The following is a 16,861-nucleotide window of genomic DNA, read 5'->3' as shown; positions in this document are numbered from 1 at the left end:
TCATACCCACGCCGCATAAGGTTTTTTTGATGAGTATCCTCAACGTCATGTGGGCTGGTGGTACTGCATTTGCTTCGGTGCAGAAGGTTCATCAGCAAATACTGTCCCACGCAGACAGCGGCGTACCTGTGCACACCTGGTTGCTTCAAGGCCGCGCGACCGACAGTGAGGGCCTGGTCGAACAGGCCGTGGAGTGGAACCTTTCCTCTGCGAGGCTCAAGGGGCGGCACCTGTGGAAGTTGCTGATGCCCTGGATGCGCGCACGTTTCCAGAAGGCCTTGCCTGAGGACGTGCAGGTTGTACTGCTTGACGGCATCGGTGTCGCACGCGTGCTTTTACCGGTACTCAAGCGTTTGCCGCACGTGCGCGCTGTGGTGATCTTTCATGGCGCCACGCGTTTGCGCCGCGCTGATCAACAACTGGTGGCGCAGTTTCCCGCGTCGCAACTCACGCTGGCCGCAGTGTCGCAGACCCTGGCCGACGCCCTTGAGCGTCATCTGCAGCGGCCGGTGGCGGTGTTGCGCAGTGCCTTCGACCCTGCCGCTTTCCGAGCGGCGGCGTTGTCCCGCGAACAGGCGCGAACGCGTCTGGAGTTGCCGTTGACGGGCTCGCCGGTGCTGGGCGCGGTCGGTCGGTTGGTCGAGGGCAAGGGGTTTGCGTGTTTGCTGGAGGCCTTTGCCGGTGTGTCGGCCGATAAACCGCACGCACGCTTGGTGATCATTGGCGAAGGGCCGGCTCGGGAAGCGCTTGAGGCGCGTATCGAGCAGCTTGGTTTGCAGGGCAAGGTGACGCTTGCGGGGCACCTGCCTGAGGCGGCGACCCTTTACCGGGCGTTTGACTGGGTGGCGATTCCGTCAACCGAAGAGGGCTTGGGACTGATCCTGCAGGAAGCGGTGATGGCCGGCGTTCCCGTGCTGACCAGTGAACTGGCGGTGTTCCGCGAGCAACTGGGGGACGCCGGCTGGTACGCCCCCGCCGATGATGCAGCCGCGTGGGGCGACCTTATGGCGCGTGCGTTCGCGACGTCCGGTGCGCAGGTCGTCGAGGCTCAGTCACGGGTGCTGGCACCGGACCAGGCCTGGGACGAGTTCACACAGACTACCCGGCGGCTGTTCTCATGCCGCTAGCAGCGCTTGCTCCAATGCTTGCATTGGAAAGCGTTCGTTCAGCTTCTCACGAGCAATATAGCGTGCGAAGTGTTGCAGGTTGCGCCGCGCGAGTTCCGGGTTCAGCGGCGCGCGCAGAAAACGCATGTCAGCCACGTCGATCAGGCCCATCTCGTTATCGGGCGTGACCACGATGTTGCCCAGGTGCAGGGAGCGAAAGTAGATCCCCGCGCCGTGCAGGCGGCGAATAAGCGCCACCAGCGGGTCGAGGTTCGTCTGCCAGTCAAAACCTTCCTGATTGGAAATCTGGCGCAACGTTTCCCCTGGCAACGGGCGATACAGCACGGCCGTCATGCCGGGAGCTGTCAATTGGTAGAACGCCAGTACGGTCAAGGTGGGAATGCCGCGCTGCTGCAATTGCGCCACGTTGTCGATGAACCGTTTGGAGTAGGGGCGAAACAGCGCGGACGAAAACAGACGCTTGCGGCGAAACAGTTTAAGGATATTCCCGTCGGTCAGCAGGTAGACTTTGGGGCCGTAGCTGTCCTTTTCGAGGATTTTGGCACCGTCAATCATCGCGTTTAAATCGGCTTGGGGAAGCCTTGAACATTGCATCGTCGGAAAGCCTTGTGGGAGTCGCGGGCACAGTGATCGGCAATAATGCCGAAAGTTTTGAGTTTTAACCATGCCGGGGTGGCAGGTTGAACGTATTCAGGAGCGGGTGATGCAGGCAAGTCGTGGGGCGCAGGTATGGATGATTTTGGGGCTGCTTTGGTTTTTGCTGGCAATTGCCTTCGCACCGACCAACAAGCTTTATCAACAAGGGCTGACACTGTTTCTCTGGTTGCCGGCCATGGTGTTTGCCTGGGCGGCGCGAGAACGACTCAAGGAGGTCTGGCGTGAACAGCGCTGGCTGTGCGTGATGGTGGTGTTGCTGGCGGCCTGGGGCATGATCAGCCTGACATGGACCAACGCCCACGACCCTTCGCGCGAGGCCAAGCGCCTGTTGTATATCGGCGTGTTCCTGCTGTTTTTCCCGGTGTTTGCCTGTGGCCGAACCGAGCAGGTCATCCGCGTGATGCAATGGGGCGGTGCTGGCCTGGCGTTGTCGTCATTGGTGGCGATCATCAAGTTCTACGGCCTGGAGCACAACGTCTGGTACGCCCGCCTCGAAGGCCTGGGTGAGTTGTCCCATCCGATCCTGGGCGCCTATGTGATTGGCGTGGCGGCGGTCTGGCTGCTGCATTGGATGCCGCGTGGCCGCTGGATGCAGGTGGGCTGGGCGCTGGCCATCGGGCTTCTTGGGCTGTTCGTGGTGCTGAGCCAAAGCCGCGGCGCGGCACTGGCGTTGTTGTTGACCATCGTCGCCATGCCCGCCTGGTGCCGCGACCGTCGCTCCAGCGTGATTGCCATTGGTGCGGCGGTGGCGGCGCTGGCGGTGTTCTTCGCCATGCAGTCGTTGATGCTGTCCCGTGGCGTGTCCTACCGGCCACAGATCTTCATGGCGGCCATGCAGATGATCAGCGAGCGTCCCTGGACCGGGCTGGGCCTGGGCGGCGAGTACAGGGTGTTTGCCGATGACCTCTATTTCGATCACTCCCACAACCTGTTCACCCATGTGACGATCGAGCTGGGCCTGCCGGGCCTGCTGCTGTGGTGCTGCCTGTGGTTCGGCGTGCTGTGGCAGGCCTGGAAGGCGCGCGACACGCTTTACGGCAAGGGCGTGATCGGCGTCTGGGTGTTCTCGTTCCTGGCCATGCAGTTCGATGCCGCCAGCCTGACCGGTACGCCACGGGCCGAGTGGTTCATCTCCTGGCTGCCGATCGCGCTGGCCAGTGTTTTGGTCTGGGCTCGGGCCAAACCCGACGCTTGTGATAAAGTTCGCGTCCCATCCCATCAGTGAGCTTGACCATGAGTGACGCCCCGCCCAAAGCGGACCAGGAGTCCAGCCTGAAAATCTATCTCAGGCTGCTGGGCTATGTGAAACCCTACATCGGCATGTTCTTGCTGAGTATCGTGGGCTTCGTGATCTTTGCGTCCACCCAGCCGATGCTCGCCGGGATCCTCAAATACTTCGTGGATGGCCTGAGCAATCCCGACGTGGTGTTCATGCCCAAGGTCCCGTTGTTCAAGGACTTGAAACTGCTGATGGCCGTGCCGTTGCTGATCATCCTGATCGCTGCGTGGCAAGGGCTGGGTTCCTTCCTGGGCAACTACTACCTGGCCAAGGTGTCCCTGGGCCTGGTGCATGACTTGCGCGTGCAGTTGTTCAACAAGCTGCTGGTGCTGCCCAACCGTTATTTCGATACCCATAACTCGGGGCATCTGATTTCCCGTATCACCTTCAACGTGACCATGGTCACCGGCGCGGCGACGGATGCGATCAAGGTCGTGATCCGCGAGGGCCTGACGGTGGTGTTCCTGTTCGGCTACCTGCTGTGGATGAACTGGAAACTCACCCTGGTGATGCTGGCGATCCTGCCGCTGATCGCGATCATGGTCGGCAGCACCAGCAAGAAATTTCGCAAGCAGAGCAAGAAAATCCAGGTGGCGATGGGTGACGTGACACACGTGGCCTCGGAAACCATTCAGGGTTACCGCGTGGTGCGCAGCTTCGGTGGCGAAGGCTATGAAGAGCGCCGCTTTGCCGCCGCCAGCCAAGGCAACACCGACAAGCAACTGCGCATGAACAAGACCGGCGCGGTCTACACCCCGATGCTGCAACTGGTGATCTACACCGCCATGGCCACGCTGATGTTCCTGGTATTGCTGCTGCGCGGCGACGCCACGGCCGGTGACCTGGTGGCCTACATCACCGCGGCGGGCCTGTTGCCCAAGCCGATCCGCCAGCTGTCCGAAGTCAGCTCGACGATCCAGAAAGGCGTGGCGGGTGCCGAGAGCATCTTCGAGCAGTTGGATGAAGAGCCTGAGGTCGACACCGGCACAGTTGAGCGTGACCGCGTCAGCGGCCGCCTGGATGTGCGCAACCTGAGCTTCACTTACCCGGGAACCGAACGCGAGGTGCTCAAGAACATCTCCTTCAGCGCGGAGCCGGGGCAGATGATCGCCCTGGTCGGGCGCTCGGGCAGCGGCAAGTCGACACTGGCCAGCCTGATCCCGCGTTTCTATCACCACGAAGCAGGCGAAATCCTTCTCGATGAGGTGGAAATCGAAGACTATCGCCTGCGCAACCTGCGTCGGCATGTGGCCCAGGTGACCCAGCATGTCACCCTGTTCAACGATACCGTGGCCAACAACATCGCCTACGGCGACCTGGCCCACGCACCGCGTGCCGACATCGAAAAAGCCGCCGCCGATGCCTACGCCATGGACTTCATCGCCGAGTTGCCCAAAGGCCTGGACACCGAAGTCGGTGAGAACGGTGTGTTGCTCTCCGGTGGCCAGCGCCAGCGCCTGGCAATCGCCCGCGCACTGCTCAAAAACGCGCCGCTGCTGATCCTCGATGAGGCGACGTCGGCGCTGGATACCGAGTCCGAGCGACATATCCAGGCGGCGTTGGACAAGGTCATGAAAGGGCGTACCACCCTGGTGATCGCGCATCGCTTGTCGACCATCGAGAAGGCCGACCTGATTCTGGTGATGGATCACGGCGAAATTGTCGAGCGTGGGACACATGTCCAATTGCTGGCCATGGGCGGCTACTACTCGCGCCTGCACGCCATGGGGCTGGATGAACCGGCCACCCAAAACATCACTTGACGCGCCGGGGCGTGCAACGCGCCCCGTGTTTCTGAAAACAGGGTGAACGCGCCGGAGTTGGGCGGCGCTCACCCTGTGCTAATATCGCGCCCCTGTTCATTTTTTGTAGTGGGTTGCTCCATGAAGTTGTCCATGCCGCGATTCGATCAAGCCCCTGTCTTGGTGGTCGGCGATGTCATGCTCGACCGTTACTGGCATGGTGGTACCTCACGGATTTCCCCTGAGGCGCCGGTACCGGTAGTCAAGGTCGAGCAAATCGAAGACCGTCCAGGCGGCGCTGCCAACGTTGCCCTCAACATCGCCGCTCTCGGTGCCCCGGCCTCCCTGGTGGGGGTGACCGGCGACGATGAAGCCGCCGACAGCCTGGCCAACAGCCTGCGCGGTGCCGGCGTGCGTGCGCTGTTCCAGCGCATTGCGCACCAGCCGACCATCGTCAAGCTGCGGGTCATGAGTCGCCACCAGCAATTGCTGCGTATCGATTTCGAAGAACCTTTCGCCACCGACGCCCTGGTCCTCAGTGAGCAGGTCGACGCGCTGCTCGAAGGCGTCAAGGTGCTGGTGCTGTCCGATTACGGCAAGGGCGCGTTGAAGAATCACCAGATGCTCATCCAGGCCGCCAAGGCCAAGGGCATTCCGGTGCTGGCCGATCCCAAGGGCAAGGACTTCTCGATTTATCGAGGCGCCAGCTTGATCACGCCGAACCTCAGCGAGTTCGAAGCCATCGTTGGCGGGTGTGCCGACGAGCATGAGCTGGTGAGCAAAGGTGCCGCGTTGATGGCCGATCTCGACCTCGGCGCCCTGCTGGTGACCCGTGGCGAACACGGCATGACCCTGCTGCGTCCCGGTCACCCGGCGATGCACCTGCCGGCACGTGCCCGTGAAGTGTTCGACGTCACCGGCGCCGGCGACACCGTGATTTCCACCCTGGCCGCCTCCATCGCGGCCGGCGAAGAACTGCCCCACGCCGTGGCCCTGGCCAACCTGGCGGCGGGCATCGTGGTCGGCAAGTTGGGTACTGCGGCCATCAGCGCGCCCGAACTGCGCCGGGCCATCCAGCGCTCCGAAGGCTCGGAGCGCGGTGTGCTGACCATCGAGCAACTGCTGCTGGCGATTGACGATGCGCGCGCACACAACGAAAGCATTGTGTTCACCAATGGTTGCTTCGACATCCTGCACGCCGGGCACGTGACGTACCTGGAGCAGGCTCGCGCCCAAGGCGATCGCCTGATCGTTGCGGTCAACGACGACGCATCGGTCAGCCGCCTGAAAGGGCCGGGCCGTCCGATCAACAGCGTCGACCGGCGCATGGCCGTGCTGGCCGGGTTGGGGGCGGTGGACTGGGTGATCAGTTTCCCTGAAGGCACGCCGGAAAACCTGCTGGCCCAGGTCAAGCCGGACGTGCTGGTCAAAGGCGGCGACTACTCCGTCGACCAGGTGGTCGGCGCCGATATCGTCAGCGCCTACGGCGGCACGGTCAAAGTGCTGGGCCTGGTTGAGAACAGCTCGACCACGGCGATTGTCGAGAAGATCCGCAACAATGAGTAAGGCTGAACCACGGGTTCTGATCACCGGCGGCGCGGGCTTTATTGGCTCGCACCTGGTCGACGCGTTGCTCGCCAATGGCTATGCCGTGCGTGTGCTGGACAACCTGTCGACGGGCAAGCGCGGCAACCTGGCGTTGGATAACCCGCGTGTCGAGCTGATCGAAGGTGACGTGGCCGATGCCGAGCTGGTGGCGCGTGCCGCCGTCGGCGCGATGGCCGTGGTGCACCTGGCGGCGGTGGCGTCGGTGCAGGCGTCGGTGGATGACCCGGTCAGCACGCACCAGAGCAATTTCGTCGGCACCCTGAATGTCTGCGAAGCCATGCGCAAGGCGGGCGTCAAGCGCGTGGTGTATGCGTCCAGCGCCGCGGTGTACGGCAACAATGGCGAAGGTGCTTCCATCGATGAAGAGACCACCAAGGCACCGTTGACGCCCTATGCGTCGGACAAACTGGCCGGTGAGCACTACTTTGATTTCTACCGCCGCCAGCATGCTCTGGAGCCGGTGATCTTCCGCTTCTTCAATATCTTCGGGCCGCGCCAGGACCCGTCATCGCCGTACTCCGGTGTGATCAGCATCTTCTGCGAGCGGGCTCGGCAGGGCTTGCCGATTGCCGTGTTTGGCGATGGCGAGCAGACCCGTGACTTCATGTACGTGGAAGACCTGGTGGACGTATTGGTGCAGGCCATCGAAGCGCCGGATGCACCTTTGGGCGCGATCAACGTAGGCTGGAACCGCACCACCACGCTCAAGCAGGTGTTGCAGGCCTTGGAAGACGCGCTGGGCGCGCTGCCTGTCGTGACCTACGGGGCTGCGCGTTCGGGGGACATCCGGCATTCGCGGGCGAATAACCAGCGGTTGTTGGCGAGTTTCACGTTGCCGGAACCTACGCCGTTGAAGGTCGGGCTGGAACGATTGCTTAACGGCTGACCGCGATCCAACTGTGGGAGGGGCACGCCACCTCCCACAGTTGGGTCCTGGTCCATCAGTCTTTAGCCCTTGGCCTTTTTCTTCGGCACAATCTTGCGCAGTACCCGCCGTGCCAAACCCTTCAATTTCGATTCTTTCTCAGGCTCCGCCAGCCCTTGCTGCCTCAGCCAGTCCTTCCAGCGAATACGTTCCTCGCGTACCAGCCAGCCTTCCTGCTGGGCGAAGCTTTCTGCCAGATACAGGCCCCGTGTGCTGGCCGGGTACAGCTGGTCTTTCTTGACGGTGTAAAGCTCCGGCAGGGGCTGGCCATCTTTGAGCGGCATCAGGTACAGGTCCGGCCGCTTGCGATCAAGGCGCGCTACCAACTGGTCGCCCTCCAAGCGTTCGTCCACATGGAACAGGCTCAAGGATTTGGCTTCCTTGGGCACTTCCAGGCGCAGGTCATAAATCAGTTGCAGCGATGCCGTGGGTAAATGCACGTAGGCCCGTGGCCGCTCGATCAATTGGGTGGTGGCGCAACGCACCGGGCGGGCCGCGCCAGACAGCGGGCTCAAGCGAAACGGCAGCGCTTCGCGGTAATGCAGCGCGGCGGAGTAGGGCGCGGGTAGCCAGGTGTCATTGAAGCGTCCGCCAAGCCAACCTTCGGGCGTTTCCAGCAGGCACTCCTCGGCAATTTCCTGAATGGCGGTGTGCAGCGGCAGGTTCAGTTCATGGGCCGGGACGTAGCCGGAGATCAGCTTGAGCACCACATCGCCACGGTCCTGGCGACGCTGGCGCACCAGTACCCAGTAGTCGCGATTTTGCCAGTGCAGGGTCAGTCGCACCGACACGCCGAGGTTTGCCAGTTCAACGGCGAAGCGTTCAGGGTCTGGCACGTCGACCGGCTTGCGCCGTTGCAGGGTCTGGGCGAAGTTGAGCGGCATGCCCACGCCTTGGTAGCTCAGGCCTTCGGGTGTGGCTTCGACGTGCAGCGGCAGTGTTTTGAAGTTGCTCGGGTTTTTTCTAATGAGCGTTCGCGGCATGTCGGCTCCTTTGTGCGACGGGGTCGGCCGCGTCGGCGGCATCAGAGTTGACGAATGACCTTGGCGGCGGTTGCCACGTTATGGGCCAGGTGCAGCGGATTGATGGTCCCGACAATAGCACTGGCAACGCCCGTTTGCGCAAACAACAGCATGAAACTGGCGTGTATTGGATCCATTCCAGGCTCCAGGCAGACATGGCCGCTGGCCAGCGCCTTTTTGACCAGAATGCCCTTGCCATGGGCCGCCGCGTAATCAATGACGGCTTTCTCGGCCTGTTCGTTCAAATTGTAGGTGACCATCGCGCAATCACCCTGCTCCAGCGCCTTCACGCCGCCTTCGACGGTTTTGCCGGAGAAACCGAAACCACGAATCTTACCCTCTTGCTTCAACTGCGCCAGGGTTTGGTAAACCTCGCAGTCGTTGAGGATATGCAGGTCGTTGCCGTCGGAATGCACGAGCACCAGGTCGATAAAATCCGTTTCCAATCGTTTCAGGCTGCGCTCGATCGACAGGCGTGTATGGGCAGCGCTGAAATCGTGGCGGGACACGCCATCGTCGAACTCTTCTCCGACCTTGCTGACGATCACCCAGTCCTTGCGCTGGCCGCGTAACAGCGGCCCCAAGCGTTCTTCGCTGCGCCCGTAGGCAGGCGCAGTGTCGATCAGGTTGATGCCCAGTTGACGTGCCTGGCGCAGCAGCATCCGCGCTTCATCGTCGTCGGGAATCTGGAAGCCGCTGGGGTACTTCACCCCTTGGTCGCGGCCCAGCTTCACGGTGCCCAGGCCGAGTGGCGAAACCAGCAGGCCGGTACTGCCCAGGGGGCGATGCAGGTCGTGCAAGGTCGGCAGGCTCATGGCAACAGTTGCTCCCAAGCCGGTACGCCGATGGTGGGTTTTGGCAGGTCGGGTAGCGGTGTTGTTACGCTTGGGTGGATGCCGTCACGTTCGAGGCTGTTGATCACTCGATCGGCGAAGTCCGGCGCCAGGGCCAGCTTGGTCGGCCAGCCCACCAGCAGGCGGTCGTTTTCAGCGAGGAAAGCGTTGTCGGGACGGCTCAGGCCCGACTGCAGCGGTTCGGCCCGTTCGACGCGCAGGGTGGTCCACTGAGTCTGGCTCATGTCGATCCACGGCAGCAGTTGCGCCAGTTCTCTGCGCGCGGTGGCGATTTGTTCGTCGGGGGTGCGCGCCACACCGTCGGCCTCGGCGATATCGCCGCCCATGTACCACACCCAGTTGCCATCGGCCGCGGGGTGAGTGGTCACGGTCAGGCGCGGTTTGGTGCCGCCACCCAGGCAGTGAGCGTACAACGGCTTCAGGCCTGGGCCTTTGGCGATGATCATGTGCAATGGGCGGGTCTGCATGGCCGGCTGGCTCAGGCCCAGGGCGGCCAACACGTCGGCGGTGCCGCCGCCGGCGCTCAGTACGATGCGTTGGGCGCGGATCTCGCGGCCATCGACCTTCAAGCCTACCAAGGTGTCGCCTTCGCGCAGCGGTTCGATGTGTTGCCCGGCGAGCAGGCCGTCACCGGCCAATTGCGCCAGGCGGTTGATCACGCTGGGCACATCCACCACCAGTTCCGCCAGGCGATACACCTTGCCCTTGAAGCGGCGGTCCTGCAGTGCCGGCGGCAAATCGTCGCCCTTGACCTGGTCGACCCGGCCGCGCACGGCCTTGCTCGCGAAAAAGCTGGTGAGGTTGCCGGCGAGCGTGCCAGGGGACCACAGGTAATGGGCCTGGGACAGCACGCGCACGCCGGACAGGTCCAGCTCGCCGGTACCGGCCAGGGCTTCGCGCCAGCGGCGCGGCATATCGGCAATCGCTTCGGAGGCGCCGGTGAGGGCGCCATGCAGGGCGTATTTCGCGCCACCGTGAATGATGCCCTGGGACTTCACGCTCTGCCCGCCACCCAGGGTGGCGCTTTCCACCACGACCGTGGAAAAGCCCTGGCGGCGCAGGCGCGCATTCAGCCAAAGGCCGGCAACCCCAGCGCCGACAATCAGAACGTCGGTGGAAATAGACATGCGCGCGGGACCTCTGGCGTAGAAAAAGGGACGCTAGTATAGCGCGCTGCTTTTCTAGTGCCCGGCGGTTTTCGAGAACAGCTGAATCACCACAACGCCCAGCACAATCAGGCCCATCCCCAGCATTGCCGGCACGTCGAGCTTTTGCCCGTAGATAAACAGCGCCGCGATGCTGACCATCACGATCCCCATCCCGGCCCACACCGCGTAGGCCACGCCCACCGGCACGGTACGGACCACCAGCGTCAGCATCCAGAAGGCCACGCCGTAGCCGACGATCACCAACAGCAGCGGGATGGGTGTGCTCCAGCCTTTGATGGCTTTCATGGAAACGGTGGCGATCACTTCCGAGCAAATGGCAATGGCCAGGTAGTAGTAAGCGATGTTCATGGCGTTGTTCCTCGGTGTAGAGCGCTTTGATATGGCCGCTATTCTAGAGGTTGCTCAGATGCGGTAAAGTCATTACCTATCCGAATTGAAGATAGGTTGTGGCATGAGCGTACAGTGGAACCTGGAGCAGATGCGGCTGTTTGTGAGTGTTGCCGAGCAGCGCTCGTTTTCGGCGGTGGCGCGCGGGCAGCACAAGGCCCAATCGGCGGTGAGCAATGGGATTGCCTTGCTGGAGGCCGACTTGGGCGTGAGCCTGTTTGACCGTAGCAGCGGCCGTCAGCCCCGCCTGACCGAAGCCGGAGCCGTGCTGCTCGAAGAGGCCAGAGAAGTGTTGCGCCAATGCGAGCGCCTCAACGGCCGGGCGCTGTCGTTGATGCGCGGCGAAGAAGCCTGCCTGCGCCTGGCCCAGGACGAGGCGATGCTGTACCAGCCGGTACTCGACAGCCTGGATGCCCTGGCCGGGAAATTTCCGAACCTGGAGGTGCAGCTTTCCAGCGCCGCACAGGGCGATGTCGCCCGCAAGCTGGTGGAGCGCAAGGCTGACCTGGGCATGTTGTTCTATCACGACCAGATCCCGGAAGCGCTGGAGCGCAGGGTGGTGGGCAGTGTCGAGATGGTCACCGTGTGCGGGCGCAACCACCCCTTGGCGGCGCGAAATACCGTGGATTGCCAGCGCCTGGCGCAGTTTCGGCAGTTGCTGATGTCGACCCAGACCAGCGTTTACCCCGGTAGCGAAGCCGCCAGCCCACAGGTGTGGCGTGCCGACAGCTTCTATGTACTGGCCGAATGGTTGATGCGCGGCCTGGGCTGGGCCTGGTTGCCTCGGCATGTGGTGCAGTACCCCGCCTATCAAGACCACATGGTCGAACTCGACAGCGAATGGACGCCGCCGGCGCTGGTGGTCGAGTTGGTGTGGCGCCGCGACGAGCCCCTCGGCCCCGCCGCACAATTTCTCGCCCAACGTTTTGCCGAGTGCCTGCGGGCCATTGACTGAAAAAGCCGATAAACTCCGCCGCCATGAATAGAACTCTCTACAGCTGTCTGTTTTACCTGGCGCTGCCGTTGGTGGCTTTACGTCTATGGCTGCGCGCGCGCAAGGCACCGGCTTATGCCAAGCGTGTCGGTGAGCGGTTTTCCTACGGCTTGCCGGCCATGCAGCCTGGCGGGATCTGGGTGCATGCCGTGTCAGTGGGCGAAAGCATTGCCGCAGCGCCCATGATCCGTGGGCTGCTGGAACGGTATCCACAGCTTCCAGTAACCGTCACCTGCATGACGCCCACCGGTTCGGAGCGTATCCAGGCGTTGTTCGCCAATGAGCCGCGTATCCAGCACTGCTATTTACCCTATGACTTGCCTTGCGCCGCCAAGCGTTTTCTCGACCACGTGCAGCCCAGGCTTGCGGTGATCATGGAAACCGAGCTGTGGCCCAACCATATCCACGCCTGTGCCCGGCGCAACATTCCGGTGGCGCTGGCCAATGCGCGGCTGTCGGCGCGTTCGGCCAAGGGGTATGGGCGGTTTGCCAGGCTGACGGCGCCGATGCTGGCGCAAATGAGTTTGTTCGCCGTGCAGACGCAGGCCGAGGCCGAGCGTTTCCTGAGCCTGGGCGCCCGGCCGGAAACGGTGGAAGTGACGGGCTCGATCAAGTTCGACCTGACCATCGACCCGCAACTACTGGAGCGGGCCGCCGCCTTGCGCGAGCAGTGGGGCGCCAGCGAGCGTCCGGTGTGGATCGCCGCGAGTACGCACGAGGGTGAAGATGAGGTGGTGTTGGCGGCGCATCGTCAGCTGCTCGCCAACTATCCCAATGCGTTGCTGATTCTGGTGCCGCGTCACCAAGAGCGCTTCGGGCCGATGTTCGAGTTGTGCGAGCAGCAGGGTTTTGCCACGGTGCGCCGTTCCACGGGTGAGCCTGTGAACGCGGGCACCTCAGTGTTGCTTGGCGATACCATGGGCGAACTGCTGTTTCTGTACGCCCTGGCAGACAGCGCCTTCGTCGGCGGCAGCCTGGTCGCAACCGGCGGGCATAACCCATTGGAGCCGGCGGCACTGGCCAAGCCGGTGATCATGGGGCCGCATGTATTCAACTTCCTCGAAATCACCGCAATGCTGCGTGACGCCGGGGCGTTGCGCGAAGTGGATGACGCCGACGGGCTGGCCGAAGCCGTGCGGCAGCTGTTCGAGCTGCCGCAGGACGCCCGCAGGATGGCGCAGGCGGGGCTTAAGGTGATGCAGGCGAACCAGGGCGCGCTGAAGCGGTTGTTGGATGGGCTAGGCAGACTGCTAAGTCGCTGACTGTGGGAGGGTGTTCAGTAGCCTGGGCGAGCCTTGAGCTGTTCGGCCGCGGCTTTGGCCAGGTCCGGTGGCAGGAAGTCCTTGTCCGGGTTGTAGTCGGCCTTGAGGTAGCGTGCCAGGTCCTGCAGGTCCCCCGGATTCAACGTACCCGCCGCCTGCTTCAAGCGCAGGTTATCGAGGATGTAGTCGTAGCGGCTGTTGTTGTAGTTGCGCACCGACGCGTACAGCTGGCGCTGCGAGTCGAGCACGTCGACGATGTTGCGCGTGCCCACCTGGTAACCGATTTCCGTGGCTTCCACCGCGCTCTGGTTGGAGATGATCGACTGCCGGCGCGCCTGCACCTGCTCCACATCGGTGTTCACCGCGCGGTGCAGGTTGCGGGTGTTTTCCACCACCTGGCGGCGCAGGCCTTCGCGTTGCTGCTCGGTCTGGCCCAGGCGCGAGTAGGATTCACGCACCTGCGAACTGGTCAGCCCGCCGCTGTAGATCGGGATGCTCAGGCGCAGGCCGATGGTGCGTTGTTCCACATCACCACGATACGGCGTGCCGAAGGCATTCGGGTTGCTGAAGCCGAGGGCGTCGTTATCGCCTTTTTCATACTGCGCCACCGCGTCCAGGGTCGGCGCATGCCCGGCCTTGCGCTGCTTGAGGGTTTCTTCGGCGGCGGTCACGGCGTAGTTGCTGGCGAGCAGGTTCAGGTTCTGGCGGCCGGCGGTTTCAACCCAGGCCTTGGCGTCGTTCGGCAGCGGTGGCAATACCGGCAGCGTATGGACAATGCCCTGAATCGAATTGTATTGCCGGTTGGTCAGGGTGATCAGCGCTTCGAAGGCGTCTTCCACCTGGCGCTGCGCAAGGATGCGGTTGGCCCGTGCGGTGTCGTAGCTGGCCTGGGATTGCAGCACGTCGGTCTTGTCCGACAGGCCCACGTCGAAGCGTTCGTTGGATTGGTCCAATTGACGCTTGAAGGCATTTTCTTCGGCCTTGGTAGAGGCCAGGTTGTCCTGGGCGCGCAGCACGGCGAAGTAATTTTCGGCGCTTTGCAGGATCAGGTTCTGTTCGGTGGCCGACAGTTGCAGCGCGGCCTGTTCGTTGACGGCTTCGGCGGCTTGCAGCTGGAACCAGCGGTCGGCGCGAAACAGCGGCTGGCTCAGGGTGGCGCGCCAGGAGTGCGCATCGCGGTTGGCGGTGGCCGCGGGTGTGTCGATCTGGGTACGCACATTGTTGATATCGGCACCCCCCGACAGATTCGGCAGCAAGCCGGCACGGGCCTGGGGCACTACTTCCTTTTGCGCGCCGTACTGGGCGCGCGCGGCGGCCAGGTCGGCGTTGTTGTCGACGGCCTCCTGGTAGACGCTGACCAGATCGGTTCTGGCGGACAAGGGCGCTTCAGCTGCCCAGACCATTCCGTTGGTCGCACAAGACACGGCAACAGCCAGTGAGAGTTTGCGCAGCATGAGGCGATCCCTAGTATGAATATTACGATGATAATTTAGCGCTCAAGGCTACGGCTGGCCAATCCTGGCGTCAAGCATTGAGGCAGCACACGAGTGTAGTGGTGAGATCCCGGCGCAACAATCCTGTAATCACGCCATTCATCACGCTGAATGCACCGCCGTTGGCAATTTGCCCCCACCCTGGTCTAGACTGGCCGGGTTCTTGTCGGGGTGCCTTGTTGGAAGGCTGAGATCGGTAAATACCGGATCCCGTTGAACCTGATCAGGTTAGCGCCTGCGTAGGGAACAAGATTTCTCGTCACCCGGCGAGTCCTCTTGTGCTTCGTCCGGGATGCTGTTCGACAATCGAACAGTCCTCTTGTATTGAGCACAGCACTGCTTCCAGTGCGTCCGTCCGTCTCAGGTTCGCTCCGACAACAATCCACCGCCTGGATAAGTTGGAGAGCCCGTGATGAGCACAAAACCAAAAAACACCGTGCATTTGAGTGAGTCGGCCAAGGTCGACGCAGGCTCTGTGCAACCCTTTACCCGCTCGCAAAAAATCTACGTACAGGGCACTCGCCCGGATATCCGCGTGCCGATGCGCGAAATCAGCCTGGATGTGACGCCTACCGATTTCGGCGGTGAGATCAACGCGCCAGTGGTGGTGTATGACACCTCCGGCCCCTACACCGACCCCAACGTGATCATTGACGTGCGCAAAGGCCTGGCCGATGTGCGCTCACCCTGGATCGAAGTGCGTGGCGACACAGAGCGCCTGCCTGGCCTCACTTCGCACTTCGGCCAACAGCGCCTGAGCGATGCCGAACTGACCGCCTTGCGTTTCGCCCACGTGAAAAACCCGCGCCGCGCCAAGGCCGGTGCCAACGTCACCCAGATGCATTACGCGCGCAAAGGCATCATCACCGCCGAGATGGAATACGTCGCCATCCGCGAAAACATGAAGCTTGAAGAAGCCCGCGCCAGCGGCCTGCTCGACCAGCAACACGCTGGCTACAGCTTCGGCGCCAGCGTGCCGAAAATCATCACCCCCGAATTCGTACGCGAAGAAATCGCCCGCGGCCGCGCGATCATCCCGGCCAACATCAACCACACCGAACTGGAACCGATGATCATCGGCCGTAACTTCCTGGTGAAGATCAACGGCAACATCGGCAACAGCGCCCTGGGTTCGTCCATCGAAGAAGAAGTGGCGAAACTCACCTGGGGCATTCGCTGGGGCTCGGACACGGTGATGGACCTGTCCACCGGCAAGCACATCCACGAAACCCGCGAGTGGATCATCCGCAACTCGCCGGTGCCGATCGGTACCGTGCCGATCTACCAGGCCCTGGAAAAGGTTGGCGGTGCCGCCGAAGACCTGACCTGGGAGCTGTTCCGCGACACCCTGATCGAACAGGCCGAGCAGGGCGTCGACTACTTCACCATCCACGCCGGGGTCCTGCTGCGCTACGTGCCGCTGACGGCCAAGCGCGTCACCGGTATTGTTTCTCGTGGCGGTTCGATCATGGCCAAGTGGTGCCTGGCGCACCATAAAGAGAACTTCACCTACACGCATTTCGACGAAATCTGCGAAATCATGAAGGCCTATGACGTCAGCTTCTCCCTCGGCGACGGCCTGCGCCCCGGTTCGATTGCCGACGCCAACGACGCCGCGCAATTCGGCGAGCTGGAAACCCTCGGCGAGCTGACCAAGACCGCCTGGAAGCACGACGTGCAAACCATGATCGAGGGCCCCGGCCACGTGCCGATGCAACTGATCAAGGAGAACATGGACAAGCAACTGGAGTGCTGCGACGAGGCGCCGTTCTACACCCTCGGCCCGCTGACCACCGACATCGCGCCGGGCTACGACCACATCACCTCCGGTATCGGTGCGGCGATGATCGGCTGGTTCGGCTGCGCCATGCTCTGCTACGTCACGCCCAAGGAACACCTGGGCCTGCCGAACAAGGATGACGTAAAGACCGGCATCATCACCTACAAGATCGCCGCCCATGCCGCCGACCTTGCCAAAGGCCACCCAGGCGCGCAGATCCGCGACAACGCCTTGAGCAAGGCGCGCTTCGAGTTCCGCTGGGAAGACCAGTTCAACCTCGGCCTGGACCCGGACACCGCGCGTTCCTATCACGATGAAACCCTGCCGAAGGATTCGGCCAAGGTCGCGCACTTCTGCTCCATGTGCGGGCCGAAGTTCTGCTCGATGAAAATCACCCAGGAAGTGCGCGAGTACGCGGCCAACCAGCGCATTGATGCGGTGGATGTGGACGTGGCCAAGGGCTTGGCGGAGCAGGCGCAGCGGTTCAAGCAGGAAGGTAGTCAGCTGTACAAGAAGGTCTGATCCAGAGACAGGCGGTGCCTGTACCGCCGTCATCGGGGGC

14 protein-coding genes and 1 riboswitch are annotated in these 16,861 nt (G+C 62.6%); of the genes, 8 read left to right on the top strand and 6 right to left on the bottom strand.

The window, feature by feature from the left end; genetic code table 11:
• The first annotated feature begins 29 nt into the window (after positions 1-29).
• Complete coding sequence (locus tag V6M90_RS00860; protein ID WP_003171301.1) at positions 30-1,127, top strand: glycosyltransferase; 1,098 nt, start codon at positions 30-32, stop codon at positions 1,125-1,127.
• Here the strand turns inward: V6M90_RS00860 and V6M90_RS00855 are convergent.
• Positions 1,116-1,682 (bottom strand): BUD32 family EKC/KEOPS complex subunit, encoded by a 567-nt coding sequence (locus V6M90_RS00855; RefSeq protein ID WP_003171302.1) that lies wholly within the window; start codon positions 1,680-1,682, stop codon positions 1,116-1,118. The genes V6M90_RS00860 and V6M90_RS00855 overlap by 12 nt on opposite strands.
• A gap of 148 nt (positions 1,683-1,830) precedes the next feature.
• Between V6M90_RS00855 and V6M90_RS00850 the strand changes: the two genes are divergently transcribed.
• From V6M90_RS00850 to V6M90_RS00835, 4 genes are all read left to right on the top strand, one after another.
• A complete protein-coding gene (locus tag V6M90_RS00850; RefSeq protein WP_141063041.1) occupies positions 1,831-3,009 on the top strand; it encodes an O-antigen ligase family protein in 1,179 nt (392 codons plus the stop codon).
• Between the two features lie 8 nt (positions 3,010-3,017).
• Positions 3,018-4,826 carry a lipid A export permease/ATP-binding protein MsbA gene (gene msbA, locus V6M90_RS00845; protein ID WP_332845952.1) on the top strand — a complete coding sequence of 603 codons (1,809 nt, stop codon included), beginning with the start codon at positions 3,018-3,020 and terminating at the stop codon, positions 4,824-4,826.
• 120 nt (positions 4,827-4,946) lie between these two features.
• On the top strand, positions 4,947-6,371 hold the full coding sequence (gene hldE, locus V6M90_RS00840) for a bifunctional D-glycero-beta-D-manno-heptose-7-phosphate kinase/D-glycero-beta-D-manno-heptose 1-phosphate adenylyltransferase HldE (protein ID WP_078823040.1): 1,425 nt from the start codon (positions 4,947-4,949) through the stop codon (positions 6,369-6,371).
• Positions 6,364-7,299: an NAD-dependent epimerase/dehydratase family protein gene (locus tag V6M90_RS00835; protein WP_003171311.1), complete on the top strand. Its 936-nt coding sequence runs from the start codon at positions 6,364-6,366 to the stop codon at positions 7,297-7,299. The genes hldE and V6M90_RS00835 overlap by 8 nt, the downstream gene beginning before the upstream one ends.
• A 62-nt stretch (positions 7,300-7,361) precedes the next feature.
• Here the strand turns inward: V6M90_RS00835 and V6M90_RS00830 are convergent, their stop codons facing one another.
• From V6M90_RS00830 to V6M90_RS00815, 4 genes are read right to left on the bottom strand one after another with little or no spacing between them, the layout of a single operon-like run.
• A complete protein-coding gene (locus V6M90_RS00830; protein ID WP_332845951.1) occupies positions 7,362-8,321 on the bottom strand; it encodes a metal ABC transporter ATPase in 960 nt (319 codons plus the stop codon).
• A 41-nt stretch (positions 8,322-8,362) separates the two neighbouring features.
• Positions 8,363-9,175, bottom strand: coding sequence for an aldo/keto reductase (locus V6M90_RS00825; protein ID WP_078823042.1), 813 nt, complete (start codon positions 9,173-9,175; stop codon positions 8,363-8,365).
• Positions 9,172-10,341 carry an NAD(P)/FAD-dependent oxidoreductase gene (locus V6M90_RS00820; RefSeq protein ID WP_003171316.1) on the bottom strand — a complete coding sequence of 390 codons (1,170 nt, stop codon included), beginning with the start codon at positions 10,339-10,341 and terminating at the stop codon, positions 9,172-9,174. The genes V6M90_RS00825 and V6M90_RS00820 overlap by 4 nt, the downstream gene beginning before the upstream one ends.
• Positions 10,342-10,395: 54 nt before the next feature.
• Entirely contained in the window at positions 10,396-10,731 is a 336-nt protein-coding gene (locus V6M90_RS00815) for a DMT family transporter (protein ID WP_003171317.1), read from the bottom strand.
• A gap of 103 nt (positions 10,732-10,834) precedes the next feature.
• Here V6M90_RS00815 and V6M90_RS00810 point away from each other — a divergent pair, with 103 nt between their 5' ends.
• Positions 10,835-11,725, top strand: a complete 891-nt coding sequence (locus tag V6M90_RS00810; RefSeq protein ID WP_003171318.1) for a LysR family transcriptional regulator — start codon at positions 10,835-10,837, stop codon at positions 11,723-11,725.
• A gap of 23 nt (positions 11,726-11,748) precedes the next feature.
• A complete protein-coding gene (gene waaA, locus V6M90_RS00805) occupies positions 11,749-13,026 on the top strand; it encodes a lipid IV(A) 3-deoxy-D-manno-octulosonic acid transferase (RefSeq protein WP_042944083.1) in 1,278 nt (425 codons plus the stop codon).
• Between the two features lie 14 nt (positions 13,027-13,040).
• Here waaA and V6M90_RS00800 read toward each other — a convergent pair whose 3' ends face one another.
• Positions 13,041-14,480, bottom strand: a complete 1,440-nt coding sequence (locus V6M90_RS00800; protein WP_078731301.1) for a TolC family outer membrane protein — start codon at positions 14,478-14,480, stop codon at positions 13,041-13,043.
• 196 nt (positions 14,481-14,676) lie between these two features.
• A riboswitch (TPP riboswitch) is annotated at positions 14,677-14,782 on the top strand.
• A gap of 149 nt (positions 14,783-14,931) precedes the next feature.
• On the opposite strand from V6M90_RS00800, the gene thiC reads away from it, so the two are divergent.
• Complete coding sequence (gene thiC, locus V6M90_RS00795; protein ID WP_141063036.1) at positions 14,932-16,821, top strand: phosphomethylpyrimidine synthase ThiC; 1,890 nt, start codon at positions 14,932-14,934, stop codon at positions 16,819-16,821.
• Positions 16,822-16,861: the final 40 nt, after the last annotated feature.

It is taken from the genome of Pseudomonas lactucae, from assembly GCF_036688725.1.
GTDB lineage: Bacteria > Pseudomonadota > Gammaproteobacteria > Pseudomonadales > Pseudomonadaceae > Aquipseudomonas > Aquipseudomonas lactucae.
This window is presented reverse-complemented; position numbering and strand designations above follow the sequence as displayed.

What these genes read in the sequence shown, in the direction of transcription:
- V6M90_RS00830 (WP_332845951.1), bottom strand. Translation starts at nt 8,321, where the DNA reads ATGCCGCGAACGCTCATTAGAAAAAACCCGAGCAACTTCAAAACACTG.
- V6M90_RS00850 (WP_141063041.1), top strand. Translation starts at nt 1,831, where the DNA reads ATGCAGGCAAGTCGTGGGGCGCAGGTATGGATGATTTTGGGGCTGCTT.
- V6M90_RS00825 (WP_078823042.1), bottom strand. Translation starts at nt 9,175, where the DNA reads ATGAGCCTGCCGACCTTGCACGACCTGCATCGCCCCCTGGGCAGTACC.
- V6M90_RS00835 (WP_003171311.1), top strand. Translation starts at nt 6,364, where the DNA reads ATGAGTAAGGCTGAACCACGGGTTCTGATCACCGGCGGCGCGGGCTTT.
- thiC (WP_141063036.1), top strand. Translation starts at nt 14,932, where the DNA reads ATGAGCACAAAACCAAAAAACACCGTGCATTTGAGTGAGTCGGCCAAG.
- V6M90_RS00860 (WP_003171301.1), top strand. Translation starts at nt 30, where the DNA reads ATGAGTATCCTCAACGTCATGTGGGCTGGTGGTACTGCATTTGCTTCG.
- waaA (WP_042944083.1), top strand. Translation starts at nt 11,749, where the DNA reads ATGAATAGAACTCTCTACAGCTGTCTGTTTTACCTGGCGCTGCCGTTG.
- msbA (WP_332845952.1), top strand. Translation starts at nt 3,018, where the DNA reads ATGAGTGACGCCCCGCCCAAAGCGGACCAGGAGTCCAGCCTGAAAATC.
- V6M90_RS00815 (WP_003171317.1), bottom strand. Translation starts at nt 10,731, where the DNA reads ATGAACATCGCTTACTACTACCTGGCCATTGCCATTTGCTCGGAAGTG.
- V6M90_RS00810 (WP_003171318.1), top strand. Translation starts at nt 10,835, where the DNA reads ATGAGCGTACAGTGGAACCTGGAGCAGATGCGGCTGTTTGTGAGTGTT.
- V6M90_RS00820 (WP_003171316.1), bottom strand. Translation starts at nt 10,341, where the DNA reads ATGTCTATTTCCACCGACGTTCTGATTGTCGGCGCTGGGGTTGCCGGC.
- hldE (WP_078823040.1), top strand. Translation starts at nt 4,947, where the DNA reads ATGAAGTTGTCCATGCCGCGATTCGATCAAGCCCCTGTCTTGGTGGTC.
- V6M90_RS00800 (WP_078731301.1), bottom strand. Translation starts at nt 14,480, where the DNA reads ATGCTGCGCAAACTCTCACTGGCTGTTGCCGTGTCTTGTGCGACCAAC.
- V6M90_RS00855 (WP_003171302.1), bottom strand. Translation starts at nt 1,682, where the DNA reads ATGATTGACGGTGCCAAAATCCTCGAAAAGGACAGCTACGGCCCCAAA.